The following is an 18,449-nucleotide window of genomic DNA, read 5'->3' as shown; positions in this document are numbered from 1 at the left end:
GCCCAAGAACGCCGAGGACGTACTCGACATGTGCGAGATCCTCTTCGGCAAGGATTTCCTCGAGACCCACGCGGTCACGACAGGCAATTGCAACGGCAACTCGCCGCTCGTCTGGGACCAGGTGATGCTCGGCGCCATGCGCGCCTTCTGCCGGCGCAACCAGCCGGTGCTGTGCTCCCCCTTCGTTCTCGGCGGCGCGAACACGCCGGCCTCAACGGCGGCCGCCGTCGCGCAGCTCAACGCCGAGGCGCTTTCCGCGCTCGCCTACACGCAGGTGATCCGCAAGGGCTGTCCTGCAATCTATGGGCACTATCTGTCGACCGTCTCGATGCAATCGGGAGCGCCGATGGCGGGAACGCCGGAGATCTCGCTTATGAATTTCATGATTGGCCAGATGGCACGCCGCTACAACGTGCCTTGGCGTACGTCGAACCTACTCGGTGGGGCCAAGATCTTCGATGCGCAGGCCGGCTATGAGAGCGCCATGACCATGATGGCGGTGCTGATGTCGGGCGCCAATTATATCTGGCATTCGGCAGGTTGGAACGAAGCCGGCATGCACTGCTCGATCGCGAAGTTCGTCGTTGACGCAGAGGTTTGCGACATGGGCTATCGCATGACAAAGGGCATCCAATGGGACGACTTCGACGAGGCCCTGGCTGCCGTGCGGGATGTTGGCCCTGGCGGTCACTATCTTGGCCATCCGCACACGCAGGCCAATTTTGAACGCGCCTTCTTCATCCCGAAGCTGTTCGACAACAATTCGATCGAGCAGTGGTACGCAGACGGGTCCAAGGACATAAAGCAGCGAGCTCTTGAGCATGCCCGCCGGCTTTTGGCGGAGTATGAAGAGCCCATGCTCGATATTGCTAAAGACGAGGAGCTTCGCACCTACATCGACCGCCGGTCGCGTGAGATCCCTGCGGTCGATGCACTGAACGAGGAATACTGAGCTATGCACATCGATCGGATCAATGTCTATTCGGCGCAGTTGCCCGTCAAAGGCGGCGTTTACCGCATGGCCAGTGCAGACGTGGAGGCGCTGGACAGCACCCTTGTTGAGATTGTAGCGACCAACGGGCTAGTCGGATGGGGCGAGACCTGCCCCATCGGTCCCATCTATCAGCCGCATCATGCGCTGGGCGCCCGCGCCGCGATCGCCGAAATCGCGCCGGGGCTCATCGGCGCGGAAATCGCCTCTATCAAGCTGCTCGCCAAACGCATGGAAGAGCGCCTGAACGGACATGGCTATGCCAAGGCCGCGTTCGACATGGCCTTTCTCGACCTGCTCGGCCAAAAGCTCGGCGTGCCGGTCTCGACGCTGCTGGGAGGCGCGCTGACGGATCGCGTGCCGGCCTATTATTCGCTGATCGTAGGTCCGCCGGGCGAAACGGCGAGGATCGCCGCCGACAAGGTGAAGGCCGGCTATCCGCGCCTTCAAGTGAAGATCGGCGGGCGCAACCTCGAAGAAGACGTGGCCGTCGTGCACAAGGTCTGGGAAGCTGTCGGCTACAAGGCGCGCATCGCGGTCGACGGCAACCGGGGCCTCACGGTCGCGTCGGCAATCCACCTCGACCGGCTTTGCCAGGCAATCCCCTTCGTCTTCGAACAGCCCTGCAACACCATGGATGAAGTCGCTACGCTGAAGGGCCGGGTGACGCACCCGGTGTATCTCGACGAGAGCACCGAAGACCAGAACGCCGTGCTGCGGGCGATCTCCATGGGCATCGCCGACGGATTCGGCTTCAAGGTGACTCGCCTCGGCGGTCTCACGAAGATGACAACCGTGCGCGACCTGTGCGCCATTCGCTCGCTGCCGCACAGCTGCGACGATGCGTGGGGCGGCGACATCGTCGCGGCGGCCTGCGTGCATATCGCCGCCACGGTCGAGCCGCGCCGCATGGAAGGCGCCTGGATCGCCCAGGAATATATCAATGGGCATTTCGACCCGAGGAATCCTGTGGTCATCCGCGACGGGCACATTGCCGTGCCGCAACGGCCGGGCCTTGGCATCAAACCGGAACCCGGCATGTTCGGCAAGCCGGTCGCCATCTACGGACCCTGATGAACGCGCCTGCGAACATCAGCGCCATGAAGTCGCTGGCGCCCGAAATTTCGGCGGCGGCTGATGGACCGTTTGACGTAGTTGTTCTTGTGCTTCCGGGCTTCTCGCACCTCGCGCTTCACGCCTACATAGAACCGTTCCGCCTCGCCAACACGGTCTCGAGATTGCCGCTTTTTAGATGGCGTATAGCAGGCTTGGGCGGGAGCCCGGTCGAAGGCGCCAACGGCCTTGCAATTCCTGTCGAAATCACCATCGATGAGCTGGCCTCCCACTTGGACGGTCATAGACTTGGCCAGCTCGCCGTCGTTGCAGGCGAACCGGCAGAGCGGCAACTGACGCCACAACTCAATGGATTTTTGCGGCTCATTGCCCGTCGTGGAGTTGCGATATCTGCCTTTGGAACCGCGACATGGCTGCTTGCCCAGACTGGCCTTTTGGCAGGTACGCGCTGCACGATCCACTGGTCGCGGCTTGCTGCGTTTTCCGAAGTATTCAACCAGCCGCGCATACGAGACTCTCTCTTTGTAAAAGATGGGCAATTTTCGACCTGCGCCGGCGAGTTGGCGGCGTTCGATCTCGCGGTCGACCTTATCGCAACGCAGGCAGGCGCCTTTATCGCACAGGAAGTGTGCAGGCATGCGACCGTAGACGGGCAGCGTTCTGGTTCAAACCGGCAGACAGGCCCTTCGGGCATTGCCTTCGCTGGGGTGAGCGAGAGTCTCGTCGCAGCCATCAGAGTCATGGAAGAGAATATCGAGTCTCCGATAGCGATGTCAGACATATCGAAGCGCACTGGTGTCTCAAGACGCCAGCTCGAGCGACTCTTCGGGACGTATGTGGGTGTCACACCCGCCAAGCACTATCTCAGTCTTAGGGTCGATCACGCAAAGCGGCTGATCGAAGGCACCCGGCTGCCTCTGGTCGACGTAGCGATGGCGAGCGGCTTCGTGTCCTCGTCGCATTTCTCCAAATGCTTCAGGAACGTACACGGGATCTCACCGCAACAACTTCGATTGACCGTGCCCGCCTGGATCGGTCGAGGGCTGGGCTAAGCTGCCGGGGCGAAGCCGGCCGGTGGCCACGTCGCCGTGGCTGCCCTGAGAACACCGCTTAAGATGAGACTATTGGTCTCCGCTACTATCAGCATGGCATACGCAATAGGCCTTCCTGCGCGACCGATGCCACTAGTGTGCCATCGCGTCTGTAGATTAACCCGCGCGTCATGCCGCGGCTGCCTTGTGCGCTCGGTGAGTCCTGGGCGTATAGGAGCCACTCATCAGATCGGAACGGCCGGTGGAACCACATTGCATGGTCAAGACTTACCGACTCTGTTCGCCCGTCGAACAGCGTCAGACCATATCGTGCCAAAACCGCATCTAATAAGGACCAGTCGCAAGCAAAGGCCAGCGCACAAATGTGGAGGGCCGCGTTGTCTGGCAGATTCGTAGCGGGCTTCATCCAGAAATGGATTCGCCCATCCTCGATCTTGTGACCAGCGAACCTGCTGATCTCGAGGGGGCGCATCTCAGCTACCCGCTCCGGCAACACGATCGGCAGATCAGGTTCGTACCACCGTCGGAACCGTTCCGGGACCTCTGCAAAGAGAGGCTCTTTGGACAATTCCTCAGTGGTCAGCTTTTCCGGTGGCAGAACGTCAGGCATAGGGTGCTGGTGATCGAAATACCCTGCATCCCCCGTGTGGAACGAAATGTCCATAGAAAAGATGGTTCTTTGAGCTTGTGTCGCCGTAACATGACGGATTGAATAGTGCTGTCCATCACGAACTGTATCCACCTTGTAGACGAATGGAATTTCCGCGTTTCCGGGCCTGACGAAATAGGCATGCAAGGAGTGGGGCAACCGACCTTCGACAGTGCGACACGCCGCTGCCATAGACTGACCGATTAATTGGCCTCCGAAAATTGGCTGCCAGCTGCCCTTTGGGCTTGTGCCGACAAATATGTTAGCCTCGACCATTTCCAGGCTCAGTATTTCAACAATATCAACGGGCTTCACTGACATTGATTTACTCGCGAGCTTGCGTCTATTTTGAGCACGAAGACTGGTTATCAACGGTGGCGCGTTTTCGAATACTGTCGTTCTAGGCGCCGGCATTGACCCTAAACGAGTTTGCCCACGAAGGACTCACGAAATCCTTCGCGAGCGGCGAGGGCTTTGCATGTGCGCGCAGATCGCCGTGAACTTGCCTTGGGCTGCCTTGGTTGAGACGGGACGCAAAGCAGATTGGCCGGATCGAACAATGCCCGATGATCAGGTTTTATGCATGCCGCGCACGCGCTCGGAGCGACGGCGTAGCAGCTCGACGATGATCAATACTGCTGCGGAAAGCAGATTCAACACGGTACTGGCTGCGATAATCGTAGGGCTGATCTGCTCACGAATTCCAGAAAACATGACCATTGGCAAGGTGCGCTGTTCCGGGCCGGCAACAAAAAGTGCGACAATCACTTCATCAAACGAGGTCAGAAACGCGAAGAGCCCCCCTGACGCTACTCCAGGAAGAATAAGTGGGAGAGTCACTCTGAAGAAAACCACCATCGGAGACGCCCCGAGGTTAGACGCTGCTCGCGTGAGCGATTGGTCAAAGCCGGCAAGCGTCGCCGTCACTGCCACCACGACGAATGGCGTCGCCAAAGTAGTGTGCGCTAGAACCAACCCAAGGAAGCTGTTGAGCAATCCTAAGTCGGCAAAGAAGAAATACAGTGCAACCGCTGTCACCACTCCCGGCACGATCATAGGCAATATTAGCAGGCTCATAATGGCGGCGCGTCCAGGGCAGTTCGGTCGAGTAAGAGCAAGCGCGCCGAGGGTGCCAAGCACGACCGATAAGAGAGTGACTGATATGGCGACAAAGACCGAATGGTATAGCGAGATCTGCCATTCCTCGGTCAAGAAAAACTCTCGGTACCATCGCAGCGACAGTTCTTGAATTGGATAGGTGAAGAACGGCACGGAATTGAATGACAGCGGGATCAGCACCACTATAGGCGCCATCAAGAAAAGTAGCACCGCTGCGCAGAGGAGGCGGTGGAGGTAGTGCCAAGCCTTCTCGGCTGGCATGGAATGGCTGTACGCCGCCATGTTCTTACCTCGTGTTCAACTGGTCAGGACCAGCCAGCTTATTATAAAAGTGATAAAGGAGCAGGGTTGCCAAGAGCAGAATGGCGCCAAGGGCTGAAGCCATGCCCCAGTTGAGGTCTTCGTTGGTGTAATGTGCGATAAACGTGCTAACCATTTGATCAGCAGGTCCGCCCACCAGCGCGGGTGTAATATAGTAGCCCAAGCACATTATGAATGTGAGTAGGCATCCCGCAGCAATCCCAGGAAATGTTTGCGGAAAATAGACTGTCCAGAAGGCGACGAAAGGACCCGCGCCAAGAGAACGAGCTGCACGAATATGGTTTGGAGAAATAGTTTTCATGATGCTGTAAATGGGGAGGAGGGTAATCGGCAGTTGGATATGGGTCATCGCGACAATTGTACCAACACGATTAAAGACGAGTTCAATCGGGCGCGAAACAATATGTAACGCCAGCAAGACGTCATTTACGAGACCCTGTTGTTGTAAAAGCACAATCCAAGCGCTAGTTCTTACAAGGACAGAGGTCCAAAACGGCAGGATGACCAGGATCATCAGTATGTTGGTAATTCGCTTGGGCAGGGTCGCCAGGAGATAGGCGAGGGGAAATCCCAACAGTAGGGTCAGAAACATCACACCTGCGCTAATGGTAAAAGTGCGCAAGAAAACATCGCGAAAAATCGCTTGGTCCGGAGGCATGGTGACGATCCGGCCGTCGGGATCGCGCTGGAGGTCAACGGAGCGCAGCAGATAATAGGGGGTGTAATTCGAAACCCCGCGCTTTAGCAGGATCCAAACCTCGCGTTTCGACCACAGCCGACTAATGTTGAGCATTGCGTCCCTATAGGGACCAGAGGGAAGCGTCACTGCCTTTCGTGCGCTCGACATCACTTGCTGGTTGGAACCAGGCAACTCATAGTTGAGCCGTTTAGCAATGGCCCCCGCCGTCTTGCGAGACCAAGCTTCGTTCAAGTCGCTGGCCAAAGCGGCAAAGGCGGCCTCGTCCGGTAAATTTTCGCCGTTCCATCGTGTGAGCTCCGCGGTCGTCCGGGGCATCAGAGCCGACAGCGTATCATCATGAACAGCGTGGAACAGCATCCGGGAGACAGGTACGAAAAAAAAGGCCAGAATAAACAGCAATAGGGGTGTAAGAGGGATAAGTGCTTTCAGTTTTTGCCAGCGACGCAGTCTCTGTAGCTCTAGCAGCAAAAGCTTACTGTCCGACGTTACAGTGAGCTGGTCAGCGGTTATAGTCATTGGCGACGATCCTTATGTTCTCCGGCCTGTGCCACGAAAAGACAGGTCCATCACGTGGCACAGGGTCGGTGTTTGCGGATGTTACCTCGTCAACCAAGCATTGAAGCGTTGGGTCATTTCTTCCCCTTTCTCAGCCCCGAAGGTGTAATCCACCGGCAAAGCGTGAGCCAGATGCTCCGGCGTGTTTGGGAGGTCTTGCAGGACCACAGGATCGATAAGCTTCAAGGCATCCGGGTTACCAGGTCCGGACGGGAAATATTGAGTGAACTCTGCTTGTGGCTGGGGTGAGTTGGCGAAGGCAATGAATTTGTAGGCTGCGTCGAGATGCGGGCTGCCCTTCGGTATGATCCAGTAATCAGAATTCAATTGGGCAGCGTCCCACATTATGGCGAAGTGCTTGCCGGAGTTTTTGTTTGCATCGACCATGCGGCCATTCCAGGATGCGGTCATCACGACCTGGCCATCGGCAAGGAACTGGGGGGGTTGAGCTCCGGCCGTCCACCACATGACGTCCTTTTTGATTGTATCGAGCTTTTTAAAGGCGCGATCGACGCCCTCTGACGTGCCGAGAACCTTATATACATCTTGGGCGGGTACACCGTCGGCGACCAGTGCCCATTCGAGATTGGGGAAGGGCCCTTTGTACAATCCCCGTTTACCTGGAAATTTCTTGGTATCGAACAAATCTGCAATGGTCGTTGGGCCATGTGGCAATTTGTCCCTGTCGTAACCGACAATTGTAGCACTGAAGTCCAGCGGCACTCCACAGTCAAACTTCCCGCCGTCCCCGAAACTTGCTCGATCAAGACCCAGTTTCTGCCAATCGATCGTCTCAAGGAGACCTTCATCGCATAGCGGAGCGATATCGGGCTGGCCACCGCTAATAACATCCCAACTCACGCTTTGGGACTCAACCATAGCGCGGATCTTGGCAAGCTCGCCGCTATACACACCTTCCGTAATCCCGATGCCCGTCTTCTTGGTAAATGGTTCGAAATATACCTTGCGCTGGGCGGCCTGCGCAGCACCGCCCCATGATACGACTGTGAGCTGATCGCCGGCGAAAGCGGGTTCAGTCAGAACAACCGCTCCGCCTGCCACAGCCAAGGCAGCAACAATATTTAGAAAGTTGATTGTCATTTCGCTTCTCCCACTTCGTTATCTGCTAACTTCGAAGGCTAGAACAACTTCCGAAGTACTGAAAATACAATCAGGTTACGCCAAACGCTCGACAGTCTTCGCGCTTCCAGCCAATGGTAATGGCCTCACGGGACCGGATCTGAGCACAGGCCCCGGAGTTCTGTATTTTTATGACGAAATCATTGTGGCCGCATACTGAGGTGCGAATACGAACATGGTCGCCGAGATAGATTACCTCCTGGACCACACCGGTGAAGATGTTCGGCAGCGAGCCGGGTGCGGGTTCCAACACCACTCGTTCTGGCCGCAACGACAACACGCTCGGCCGACCGACCGCGTCCAAGTCAATTGGTGTGGCCTGTACAATGCCTTGACCGGGGATCTCTACTTTGCATTCATCGCCGTCCAGCTTCACAACCCGCCCCTGCAGCCGATTGTTCTCGCCGATGAACTGGGCAACGAAAGCGCTTTGCGGCCGCTCATAAATTTCCGACGGTGGAGCGAGTTGCTGAATTACTCCGTCATTGAATACTGCTACACGATTGGACATCGTAAGCGCCTCGCCCTGGTCGTGGGTCACGTAGATAACCGTCAGGCCAAGGCTCTCATGGATGCGCTTGATCTCGAGCTGCATCTGTTCGCGCAGCTGCTTGTCTAGGGCGCCCAATGGCTCGTCCATGAGGACTACATTTGGATTGAAGATGAGTGCACGGGCGAGCGCTACTCGCTGCTGCTGTCCGCCGGAGAGTTGGTTGGGTCTACGTTGTCCGTAGGGCCCCAAGCGGACCATGTCGAGTGCTTCCTTAGTCCTTGTTTCAACCTCAAGTCTAGCGAGCTTGCGGACCTTGAGCGGAAACGCAAGGTTCTCCTCGACTGTCATATGCGGGAAGAGCGCGTAGTTCTGAAATACCATGCCTATGTCGCGCTTGTGCGGTGGTAGTTTGTCGATGGGCCGACCCTCGAGAAAGATCCGCCCTCGGGTCGGCACCTCGAAGCCAGCCAGCATCATAAGGCTAGTCGTCTTGCCGGATCCGGAAGGTCCCAACAGGGTTAAAAACTCGCCGCGAGCAATGTCTAGATCGAGGTTCTTCACTACCAACGCGTGGCCGTCATAAGCCTTCTGCACTCCAGAAAATTGTACAGCGGTGTCGTTTGCGTGAAGCAATCCGGTCTCCATACTTGCTGGTGGCGCTGATTCACCGAGCCTAATCGCGGCCGGACGTGCGCCGGAAGGTTCCTTGGTCAACACGCGCACAGAGCTCGTCGCCTTATCTCCATCACCGAGATAACGGGTATCAAAGCTGCGCGCCGCCGTTGGCGAGGATGGTCTCGCCGGTCATGTATGAGGCGCCGGCGGCGAGGAAAATGATGAGCTCAGCATACTCACTGGGCTCGCCCACCCGCTGAAGGGGAACGGAATTTCGCGCGTACGAGTCCAGATCGCCGAACGAACATTCCCACGGCGAATTGACTATCCCAGGGGCTATTCCATTGACTCTGACTTTCGGTGCCAGCGCTTTGGCCATATGCCTGGTGAGCTGGAGCAGTCCTGTCTTGGCACAGGCGTAAGCAGTACTGCTAGCATTATGCATGAAAGCGCTTTCGGAGACTGTGTTCACGACAGCGCCGTGGCTTTCAACCAGCGCTCCCCTGGCGGCTTTTGTCATCCAAAACGCGCCCAAGAGGTTGATGTTCAGCATCTTCGACCAAAACTCGGGGGTCAATGCATCGAAATCCTCGATTGGGATGGGAACTTTGGTGCCCGGCGCTCCAGCATTGTTGACAAGGTAGTCAAGGCTGCCGAGCGAACTCAATGCAGACGACACGATTTGCGCCGCGGCGTCTGGCTGGCTGACATCACCCGGGGCACTACAAACGTCCAGGCCTTCCTCCTTCAGTTTTGCGACCTCGACAGCCAGCCTTTCGTTTGTTCCAAGGTCGTTCATTGCGACCGCGGCTCCCGACCTTGCAAGTCGTGCCGCAGTTGCAAGACCAATGCCGGAAGCGGCACCTGTCACGAGGGCCGTTTTATTTTGCAAATCAAAGGTGATCATGTTGATGAACCGTGTTGGCCGTAGGACGTCTTTGAGGAGGAATGCAAACAGGCCCAAGGGGCTGCTCTCGAGGGCGTCAACTTTGACAACCCTGGAGCCGCTTGGGAACCGCTGGCATTTTCATTGGCTGCGTCGGGCTGCACTGGCAGCGACATCAGCAATGAAGCCTTTCGATGTTGCGTCGGTCTACGCTTCTGCGAACCACCAGCGCTCCGCGCAACGAAAGCCATCAAGGTCCCAGTTGCTGGCGATTTTGTTGTGACCGACCTTCTTCGAGAGCGCGCCGACGTAATTCGCGAACAAGGGAATGACTTCTCCCCCGTCATCGCGACAAATGCTCTGCATTTCGGTATACATATCAAGGCGTTTACTGTCGTCGAGCTCCGATCGAGCAGCGACCAAGAGCTCATTAAAGCGGCTGTTTCTCCAACGGGCTTCATTCCATGCGGCGTCGGCGGCGTAGGCTTGAGAAAACACCCAGTCCGCAGTAGGCCGACCCATAAGGTAGCTCATCGACCAGGGCTTCTTCATCCAAACGGTGTCCCAATAACCGTCGTCTGCCTCGCGGACCACGTTGATTGTAATGCCGGCTTTGGCTGCATCGTGCTGATAAAGCAGTGCGGCATCGACTGAGCCGGGGAAAGCCGCATCTGAAGCTGACAAGCTGACGTTGAGATTGGACAGGCCGGCCTTCTTGAGGTGGAAACGCGCCTTGTCGGGATCGTATTCGCGTTGTGGCAAGTTCTTGGCGAAAAACCGGTTCGTGGACGCGATCGGGTGGTCATTGCCAACCTGTCCATATCCACGAAGCAGCTTTTCAAGCAGTTGCTGCCGATCGATTGCATATTTAATCGCCTGTCTGACATCAGCATTGTCGAACGGGGCGACGTCGCAAAGCATAGGCATGGTGTAGTGCTGGGTGCCGGCTACCGAAAGAATGTCCAGGCCCTTATTCCGCTTCAGCAGATGGACCGTTTTGAGGTCGCATCTTTCCATCGCGTGGACCTGGCCGGTAGCTAGGGCATTCGTACGCGCCACCACGTCGTGTATGGCTAGAGCTTCGAAAGAATCGAACCAGGCCGCACTCGACTTCCAATAATTGCCGAACCTTCTCCCCGAGGCTTTCACGCCGAAATCGATGGTGTCGAGAACATACCCCCCTGCTCCAACTCCGGAAACGTCGACTTTACCGTCCTTGGCCGGGACAATAGGAAGCTGGTAGAGTTCAAGAAGAGAGGGAAAATCGACGTTGCCCTCTTTCAAGCTGAAGACGACTTTGCCACGGCCATCCGCGCGAATTTCCTCGATCGGTCGCAAAATGACTTTCGCGCTTGACTTGGATTGTTCCTCACGATGATGGTTGATGGATGCGATAACATCTTGTGCATCTAGGCTTTTGCCGTTGTGGAACTGGACCCCATTTCGCAACTGGAATGTCCAGGTCTTAGCGTCTTTGGAAACGTCCCAGGATTCGGCTAATTCGCCGTTGACCTTTCCGTCTGCGTCGATTTCAGTAAGATATCCATGCACAGTTTTGCCAAGGAACTGCGTAAAAACGTTCAGGTAAGTTGCAGGGTCGAGGGAGTCGGATGTAGCGCCTGCGCCAATTCCAATTTTGAAGTGCCCACCCTTCTTTGGGGTGACATCTTGAGCAGCTGCAGCCAGTACGCGGCCTGATGCGGTAAGGGCTATCGCCCCGGCCGCTGTACACTTAAGTACATCTCGCCGTGTCGCAAAGCGATGGTTCATCCAGTTCTCCTCCACTTTTTTGCTGCAGGCACACCGGTACGAAGTTACTCGATGAAGTCAGTAACCTCGTTGCTCCTCCCGGAAAAGCGCCGCGCATGACCTACATTCACACAATACGGCACGATCATATCGGGTGTGCTACGAAAAAATGTAAACAGCCCATTGAATTGAACTCAGGTTGCGTTGAGACGCCTCATCGTAGAGCAAGGAGATGTGTGGCTTTGCAGTAGAGAGCGCCGGCTTGGATAGAGTGATCGTCATCGGCTCAGGAAATGAGCAACCGGGGAGCATCGACATGCATTTGGCGACACCCAGGCGAAGCGCTGTCCGAGTAGCTTCAGCGCGTGACCAACCCTGGGCAGCGGCTGATTGCGTGCTATGGGATTCCGAGGCCAAGCTGCTCCTCAGCGAGACATCACGGGGAAAGTCCTTATGGTCGAGATATATGATCCGCCGATCCCCTGGACGGGGCAGTTAGAGACGCCTCTAACCCTGTTTCGGACGACAGTCCGCCCAGAGTGGATCGACGAGTTTGAGCACGTGAGTTTCGACCGCTATCTCACCATCGGAAGTCACGCTAATTGGGCCTTCTGGAATTGGATAAACAGTCCAGAAGGCACAATGGCAGAACGCGAGGGTCATGAGAGCGTGGTCGTGGAAAGTCACGTGAACTACATCCGCGAGCTTTCCCTAGGTACGACCATCCACTGCAGCTCGCAGTTGATCGACTTTGATGATAAGCGCTATTTGCTTTTGAACCAAATTTGGAAGTCGGGAGGTGTCTTGGCGGCTACCAACGAGTTAAAATGCCTAGGGTTCAATCTACGAACCCGTCGCGCCGAAAAATGGCGCCCCAAAGTCAGAGAGCGACTTACGTTTGTTCTCGATGTGCAAGGCAAAACATGTTGGCCTCTGCTCGATAGCTGCATAGCGCTTAATGGGAAGCGTGGAAGCGCGACATCATGATCGGCATTGTGGAAGTTGGGGTTTGCAGAGCCGTTAGAGTTGGGATTGGGGTGCCCGTCAAAAGGCCGGAGAAAAATGCACTAAGCAGTTGAGGTTTTTTTTCGACTGCGGATTTATCAGATGCTTGTTATCGGCTCACTCGCTAATCCATAACGTGCATAAATGTCACTCAGTCGAGGGAGGATACATGGCCAAGGTCTACAGTGACGCAGCGTCTGCATTAGAAAAACTCCTGTTCGACGGGATGTTCATCGCGGCTGGTGGATTTGGCCTCTGTGGCATCCCCGAGCTTCTGATCGATGCGATCCGCGACGCCGGTACGAGGGACCTCACCATCGCCTCGAACAATTGCGGCGTCGACGATTTCGGGCTCGGTGTGCTGCTCAAGACGAAACAGATCAGGAAGATGATCTCTTCTTATGTCGGAGAGAACGCCGAGTTCATGCGCCAGTATCTGACCGGCGAGCTGGAGCTGGAGTTCAATCCTCAGGGTACGTTGGCTGAACGGATGCGGGCCGGGGGTGCCGGCATTGCTGGCTTCTATACCAAGACGGGGGTGGGCACCGCGGTTGCGGAGGGCAAGGATCACAAGGTCTTTGAAGGGGAGACCTATTTGCTTGAGACCGGCATCGTCGCAGACCTGTCGATCGTCAAAGCCTGGAAGGCCGATACCACCGGCAATCTGGTGTTTCGCAAGACGGCACGCAACTTCAATCCGCCGGCCGCTACGTGCGGCAGGATATGTGTGGCCGAAGTCGAGGAGATCGTGTCGGCCGGCAGCCTGGACCCAGATCAAGTCCATCTGCCTGGGATCTATGTGCATCGCCTGATCCAGGGCGTGCACGAGAAGCGCATCGAACAACGCACCACGCGCGCGGCTGCTTAAGGGGGAGGTCTGTCATGGCCTGGGACAGGAACCAGATGGCGGCACGGGCTGCCCGAGAGCTTGAGGACGGCACCTATGTCAATCTCGGCATCGGCATTCCGACGCTGGTGGCTAATTATATCGCCGACGGCATGCACGTGACGCTGCAGTCGGAGAACGGCCTGCTCGGCATCGGTCCGTTTCCGACCGAAGACGACATTGATGCCGACCTGATTAATGCCGGCAAGCAGACCGTGACGGCACTGCCTCATTCCGCCTTCTTCGACTCCGCCCAAAGCTTCGCGATGATCCGCGGCGGCAAGATCGCCATGGCAATCCTCGGCGCCATGGAAGTCGCCGAGAACGGCGATCTCGCCAACTGGACGATCCCCGGCAAACTGGTCAAGGGCATGGGCGGCGCTATGGACCTGGTCGCCGGTGTTAAACGGGTCGTCGCGGTTATGGACCACACCAACAAGGCCGGCGAATCCAAGGTGCTGAAGGCCTGTACGCTGCCGTTGACCGGCAAGGGCGTGGTCGACCGCATCATCACCAACCTTGGCGTGCTCGACGTCGTCGAGGGCGGCCTGAGGCTGGTGGAGCTCGCCGATGGAGTGACCGACGACGAGCTGCGCGCGGCAACCGAGGCCACGATCGTCAATTGACCGGCCATCATCGGAGCCGAGGTCGAACGCCCGTCGGATCCAATCACAACGGAGCAGCTTCATGAGCACCATTTCAATCGTCGTCGCCAGCGCCGCCCGTACGGCTGTCGGCTCTTTCAACGGCAGTTTCGCCGCAACGCCGGCGCATGAGCTCGGCACCGTGGTCATCAAGGAATTGCTCGCACGGGCCAAGGTCGAGGCTGGTGAAGTCGACGAGGTCATCCTCGGCCAGGTGCTGACCGCCGCTCAGGGACAGAACCCGGCCCGCCAGGCCTCGATCAATGCCGGCCTGCCGAAGGAGACCACCGCCTGGGGCCTCAACCAGGTTTGCGGTTCGGGCCTGCGCGCCATCGCGCTCGGCATGCAGCAGATCGCCGCCGGCGACGCCAAGGTGATCGTTGCCGGCGGCCAGGAATCGATGTCGCTGTCGCCGCATGCCGAGCATCTGCGCGCCGGCGTCAAGATGGGCGACTTCAAGATGATCGACACCATGATCAAGGACGGCCTGTGGGACGCTTTCAACGGTTACCATATGGGCAACACCGCCGAGAACGTCGCCCGCCAGTTCCAGATCACCCGCGAAACCCAGGACGAGTTCGCGCTCGCCTCGCAAAACAAGGCCGAGGCCGCGCAGAAGGCCGGCAGGTTCAAGGACGAGATCGTCGCCTTCACCATCAAGGGCAACAAGGGCGATACCGTCGTCGACCAGGACGAGTACATCCGTCACGGCGCGACGCTCGACGCGATGACCAAGCTAAAGCCGGCCTTCGACAAGGACGGCACGGTCACCGCCGCCAACGCTTCCGGCATCAATGACGGCGCCGCCGGTGCGCTGCTGATGACCGAGGCAGAGGCCGCCCGCCGCGGCATCACCCCGCTGGCGCGCATCGCTTCCTGGGCGACCGCCGGGGTCGACCCGGCGATCATGGGCACCGGACCTATTCCCGCGTCGAAGCGGGCGCTGGAGAAGGCCGGCTGGTCGGTCAAGGACCTCGATCTCGTCGAGGCCAACGAGGCGTTCGCCGCGCAGGCCTGCGCCGTCAACCAAGGCATGGGCTGGGATCCCTCGATCGTCAACGTCAACGGCGGCGCCATCGCCATCGGCCATCCGATCGGCGCCTCCGGCGCCCGCGTCTTCACCACGCTGGTCTACGAGATGCGCCGCCGCGGCGCCAGGAAGGGGCTTGCCACGCTTTGCATCGGCGGCGGCATGGGCGTGGCAATGTGCGTGGAAGGGCTATTGCGAAGGGAACATTAGCAGATCCGCGCAACGCTTCTCACCTTCGCGAGCGTACCGAGCAGGTCCTTGCGCTTGTTCAGACGCGAACCTGACTTCCACGTGAAACAGCCATGCTTCCGTCAACGTATTCACGGCCACAGCGTAGATGGCAGTGTCTCAACCAGCAAGGTTGATGTGCTGCCGATACTGAGCTTAGCCGACTTTGGCTACGATCGATATTTGTAATCTCGGGTTTTTGCGAAAGGCGCGAGCCCAGTTCCGCGCATCATAATGGGCGATTCATCGCTACTTTGGCGTGCTATTAGCGCCCATCTCGTTGCCGTCTAGCGGGATCCCTCTAACATAAGAGTCCGATTTGGATTCCTTTTGGAGCGTGCGTGTTCTGGCGCATGCGTATAGGAATTTCGTTCGTCATTCGCCGACCGATCGCCAGCCTGATGGCGCTCGTCAAGGATCGCAACACGCGGCAGAAGCACGTCCGGCGCGCCGACGCCAGAGCGGTGACCCCATTCTACAAGGCGGCATGCAGCCATTCGTGGGTTCGGGTCGGATCGTCATCGGATGCCAACGATATCCGGGCGGCTCCAAAAGCTTTCTTATCCTCGCCGGTTCAAGCAGGCTGCAGCTCGACGCCGATCGGCGCGCTGTCGCGGAGCCTTCAGCGTTGGTCGCGATGGAGGCTTGTGGTAGCGCGCATTACTGGGCCCGTGAGATGATCGGCCTCGGTCATGAGGTGAAGCTGATTGCGCCGCATTACGTGAAGCCATTTGTGAAAGCGGCACAAGAACGACGCGGCAGATTCCGAGGCTATCGTGATCGTGATCGGAGCCGAGCGGCCGGAAATGCGCTTCGTCAAGCCAAAGTCTGCTGAACAACAAAGCAGAGCCATTCTGTTTCGCGATGACTGTTTCGCGCTTCGGCGAGAAAGGACTGGTGCTCGATCACGTCCGCCGAGCGCGGAAGCCGGCCTTGTCGAATTCGGGATGGCAAAGCAGAGCGGCCACGTCCTATGGCCACCAGCGGTTTCCACCACCGAGGAGCGATCGAACTGCCGATCCAAGGATCACGGCGCGGGAGCTTATGTCGAAACCCTCTTGGGATGGGCCGGCGCGCCGTTGCGCGGCATTGAGTGGAAGCGGTTGACCCCGCAGCCACTTCGCCGCCCGTCCCGAGTTTGGCGCCACCCCGTAGAGGTTATGTTCCGGGGTTGAGGTCGGTGGCCCGCCCTTTCGCGCGATTAAAGGCGAGGGTTGCTCGGATGTGCCGAGCCGATCCTCACGCACGGAGGGCGGGCCATGGGAGAGTATAGCGAAGCATTTGTTGCGTTTGATGTGGCCAAGAAGAAGCACGCCATTGCAATCGCGGAAGGCGATCGCGCTGGCGAGGTCCGGTTGTCGGCGAGCTCGAGAATAGTCCTGCGGCGATAGAGCGGACGTTCAAGAAGCTGGGAAGAGAGGTATGATCGACTGCACGTCTGCTTCGAGGCCGGACCGACAGGTTACGGGTTGTGACGGCAGGTCCGCCGATCTTGGACACGACTGCATGGTGATCGCGACGGCCCTGATCCAGAAGCGGCTTGGCGAGCACATCAAGACCAACCGGAGGGACGCGGTCACGCTGGCGAGGCTGCTCGGGCGGGCGAGCTGACCGGGGTATGGAATACCGGACGTGGTCCACGAAGCTGTCCGCGATCTGGTCGGGGCCCGCGAAGCCGCAGCCGACGACCCGCGCCGCAAACGCCAGCAGCTACTTTCCTTCCTCCTGCGCCTTGGGCGGATCTACGAGAACGGCGGTCATTGGACATTGGCGCCGGCGCTGGCTTGCCCGCCAGAGCTTCGAGCATACCGCGCAGCAGATCGTGTTCCAGGAGAAGATCGACGCGATCGAAGACGCGTCTCAGCGACTACACCGCCTGGACGAGCAGTTGCGCGCCGTCGTGCCAACCTGGTCCATGGGGCAGGTCGTCGAGGCATATCAGGTCATGCGCGGCGCCAGGGGGACGAGCCTGCTTGATCGTGCTGCCTCTTCTAGAGAATTGCGGGCCCGTTCGGCTGGGCGGGAACGCCAGAGGTGTGTTCTCTTTGCAAATGCGGAAAACTCTCTAGGAAGCGAGCGAACTTGTGCGCGCCGCAGGTAATTGGCGCGTAACGTGGAGGGTTATAGTCCGAGATGCAACTGTCCAGAGGTGTGATCACGGCGTCGCAGTCGCTGTCGATGAAGAACGCAAGCGAATAGCGCTCCCGTCCGGAAGTGTTCACTACCCTATGAAGATTGGCGAGATAGCGATCGTTGGTCAGCTTTTGAATCAGGTCCCCTATATTGATGACGAAGGTCCCGGGGATCGGACTGCCTTCTATCCACACGCCCTCGCGGTTCATCACTTGAAGACCGCCGACGCTGTCCTGGGCCAAAATGGTAAGGCTGCCGTAGTCCGTATGCGCACCAATGCCGATGACCCTCTCGTCGACTACTCCACTTTGGGGAGGATAATGAAGCAATCGCTGAATGGAGATCGGGTTCTTCATTTTCGGCTCGAAGAAATTGGCAGGAAGGTCAAGGCTGAGGGCGATGCCGCTCAGTATCTTGATCGAGAGTGCCTTCATCGCCTCATGGTACAAGAAAACGGTCTCTTGGAAACCGGCTAGGACTGTAGGCCACTGATTGGGACCGAAGAAGGGACTCTCGCCAGTCGGCCACTCAGGGCCGACGTCGAAGCACTCCTTCAGGTCCTTGGTCTTGGCTGGGTCAGTGTTTTCGCCAAAAACTTCGATGTACCCTCGCAACGCCACGCCTGAATTGCTGATATGCAATTTCATCTTCTCACTGGTCGGCAGATCGAAAAATGCCTTGGCCCGGGCAAAAGTCTCGTCTACCAGCCGCGCAGGCACACCGTGGTTCTTGACATACATGAAACCCGCATTGGCCAGCGCCCATCGGATTCCCTTCGCCACCCGTCCCGGGTCGCTTCCCTCGAGAAGAGGAGCCAGGTCGACGAGGGGAACTTTGTCGAAGGACTGCCGCTTTGCGCGAAGCCTGTCGTCGAGCTGTGCGATATCCAATTTAGCCATTGTGTTTCATCCGTACTGACGTGGTGCCGGCGTTCAGCTGAGAGGTTTGAAGCGTGGCGCCTTTTGTGCGATCAAGCGTCCCTCGTGCAGGGGAGAGCTACGCTGCCCGATGAACGGAACAACATTCGCAAGAGCACTCGTCGGTGCGGTGCTCCCTGAGCTCAAAGGTCCCTTCTTGGGCAGCTGTCAATCAGTGTGGCAGACGGTGAAAAATAATCAATGGATAATCCTAAAAGTTATGTTAAGATAGTCATTGCAATATTTTGACAATATTATGGAA

At 57.8% G+C, this 18,449-nt stretch carries 15 protein-coding genes and 1 pseudogene; 8 read left to right on the top strand and 8 right to left on the bottom strand.

The features are described from left to right. The 3 genes from EOA32_RS17155 to EOA32_RS17145 all read left to right on the top strand — a co-directional run. On the top strand, positions 1–952 hold a 952-nt coding region (locus EOA32_RS17155; RefSeq protein ID WP_189407181.1), incomplete at its 5' end, for a trimethylamine methyltransferase family protein. A gap of 3 nt (positions 953–955) precedes the next feature. Continuing rightward, entirely contained in the window at positions 956–2,065 is a 1,110-nt protein-coding gene (locus tag EOA32_RS17150) for a mandelate racemase/muconate lactonizing enzyme family protein (RefSeq protein WP_128372371.1), read from the top strand. Continuing rightward, positions 2,065–3,117 carry a GlxA family transcriptional regulator gene (locus EOA32_RS17145; protein ID WP_128372370.1) on the top strand — a complete coding sequence of 351 codons (1,053 nt, stop codon included), beginning with the start codon at positions 2,065–2,067 and terminating at the stop codon, positions 3,115–3,117. The genes EOA32_RS17150 and EOA32_RS17145 overlap by 1 nt, the downstream gene beginning before the upstream one ends. An 88-nt stretch (positions 3,118–3,205) precedes the next feature. Here EOA32_RS17145 and EOA32_RS17140 read toward each other — a convergent pair whose 3' ends face one another. From EOA32_RS17140 to EOA32_RS17110, 7 genes are all read right to left on the bottom strand, one after another. Then, positions 3,206–4,087, bottom strand: a complete 882-nt coding sequence (locus EOA32_RS17140) for an acyl-CoA thioesterase II (protein ID WP_128372369.1) — start codon at positions 4,085–4,087, stop codon at positions 3,206–3,208. Between the two features lie 249 nt (positions 4,088–4,336). Beyond that, a complete protein-coding gene (locus EOA32_RS17135; protein WP_128372368.1) occupies positions 4,337–5,167 on the bottom strand; it encodes an ABC transporter permease in 831 nt (276 codons plus the stop codon). A gap of 4 nt (positions 5,168–5,171) precedes the next feature. Then, positions 5,172–6,422: an ABC transporter permease gene (locus EOA32_RS17130; RefSeq protein ID WP_128372367.1), complete on the bottom strand. Its 1,251-nt coding sequence runs from the start codon at positions 6,420–6,422 to the stop codon at positions 5,172–5,174. Between the two features lie 81 nt (positions 6,423–6,503). After that, on the bottom strand, positions 6,504–7,562 hold the full coding sequence (locus tag EOA32_RS17125; protein WP_128372366.1) for an ABC transporter substrate-binding protein: 1,059 nt from the start codon (positions 7,560–7,562) through the stop codon (positions 6,504–6,506). A gap of 70 nt (positions 7,563–7,632) precedes the next feature. Further along, positions 7,633–8,727 (bottom strand): ABC transporter ATP-binding protein, encoded by a 1,095-nt coding sequence (locus tag EOA32_RS17120; RefSeq protein ID WP_245499305.1) that lies wholly within the window; start codon positions 8,725–8,727, stop codon positions 7,633–7,635. 130 nt (positions 8,728–8,857) lie between these two features. Next, positions 8,858–9,616, bottom strand: a complete 759-nt coding sequence (locus tag EOA32_RS17115) for an SDR family oxidoreductase (RefSeq protein WP_128372365.1) — start codon at positions 9,614–9,616, stop codon at positions 8,858–8,860. Between the two features lie 186 nt (positions 9,617–9,802). Continuing rightward, a complete protein-coding gene (locus EOA32_RS17110; RefSeq protein ID WP_128372364.1) occupies positions 9,803–11,365 on the bottom strand; it encodes an ABC transporter substrate-binding protein in 1,563 nt (520 codons plus the stop codon). Positions 11,366–11,797: 432 nt separating this feature from the next. On the opposite strand from EOA32_RS17110, the gene EOA32_RS17105 reads away from it, so the two are divergent. The 5 genes and pseudogenes from EOA32_RS17105 to EOA32_RS17085 all read left to right on the top strand — a co-directional run. Beyond that, the gene (locus EOA32_RS17105; RefSeq protein WP_189407178.1) at positions 11,798–12,331 is read left to right on the top strand and encodes a thioesterase family protein; all 534 of its coding nucleotides are present in this window, start codon (positions 11,798–11,800) and stop codon (positions 12,329–12,331) included. A 187-nt stretch (positions 12,332–12,518) separates the two neighbouring features. After that, complete coding sequence (locus EOA32_RS17100) at positions 12,519–13,217, top strand: CoA transferase subunit A (RefSeq protein ID WP_128372362.1); 699 nt, start codon at positions 12,519–12,521, stop codon at positions 13,215–13,217. Positions 13,218–13,231: 14 nt separating this feature from the next. Then, entirely contained in the window at positions 13,232–13,861 is a 630-nt protein-coding gene (locus EOA32_RS17095) for a CoA transferase subunit B (protein ID WP_128372361.1), read from the top strand. A 61-nt stretch (positions 13,862–13,922) separates the two neighbouring features. After that, positions 13,923–15,119, top strand: a complete 1,197-nt coding sequence (locus tag EOA32_RS17090; RefSeq protein WP_128372360.1) for an acetyl-CoA C-acetyltransferase — start codon at positions 13,923–13,925, stop codon at positions 15,117–15,119. Positions 15,120–15,756: 637 nt separating this feature from the next. Then, positions 15,757–15,982: pseudogene (locus EOA32_RS17085) on the top strand (IS110 family transposase); the annotation flags it as partial. A gap of 1,146 nt (positions 15,983–17,128) precedes the next feature. Here the strand turns inward: EOA32_RS17085 and EOA32_RS17075 are convergent. Further along, entirely contained in the window at positions 17,129–18,169 is a 1,041-nt protein-coding gene (locus tag EOA32_RS17075; protein ID WP_128372359.1) for a 2-oxoglutarate and iron-dependent oxygenase domain-containing protein, read from the bottom strand. Positions 18,170–18,449 lie beyond the last annotated feature (280 nt).

The sequence above is a fragment of the Mesorhizobium sp. M1A.F.Ca.ET.072.01.1.1 genome, assembly GCF_004023325.1.
GTDB lineage: Bacteria > Pseudomonadota > Alphaproteobacteria > Rhizobiales > Rhizobiaceae > Mesorhizobium.
Note: the sequence above shows the minus strand (reverse complement) of the source record. Positions and strands in the feature narration are given on the sequence as shown.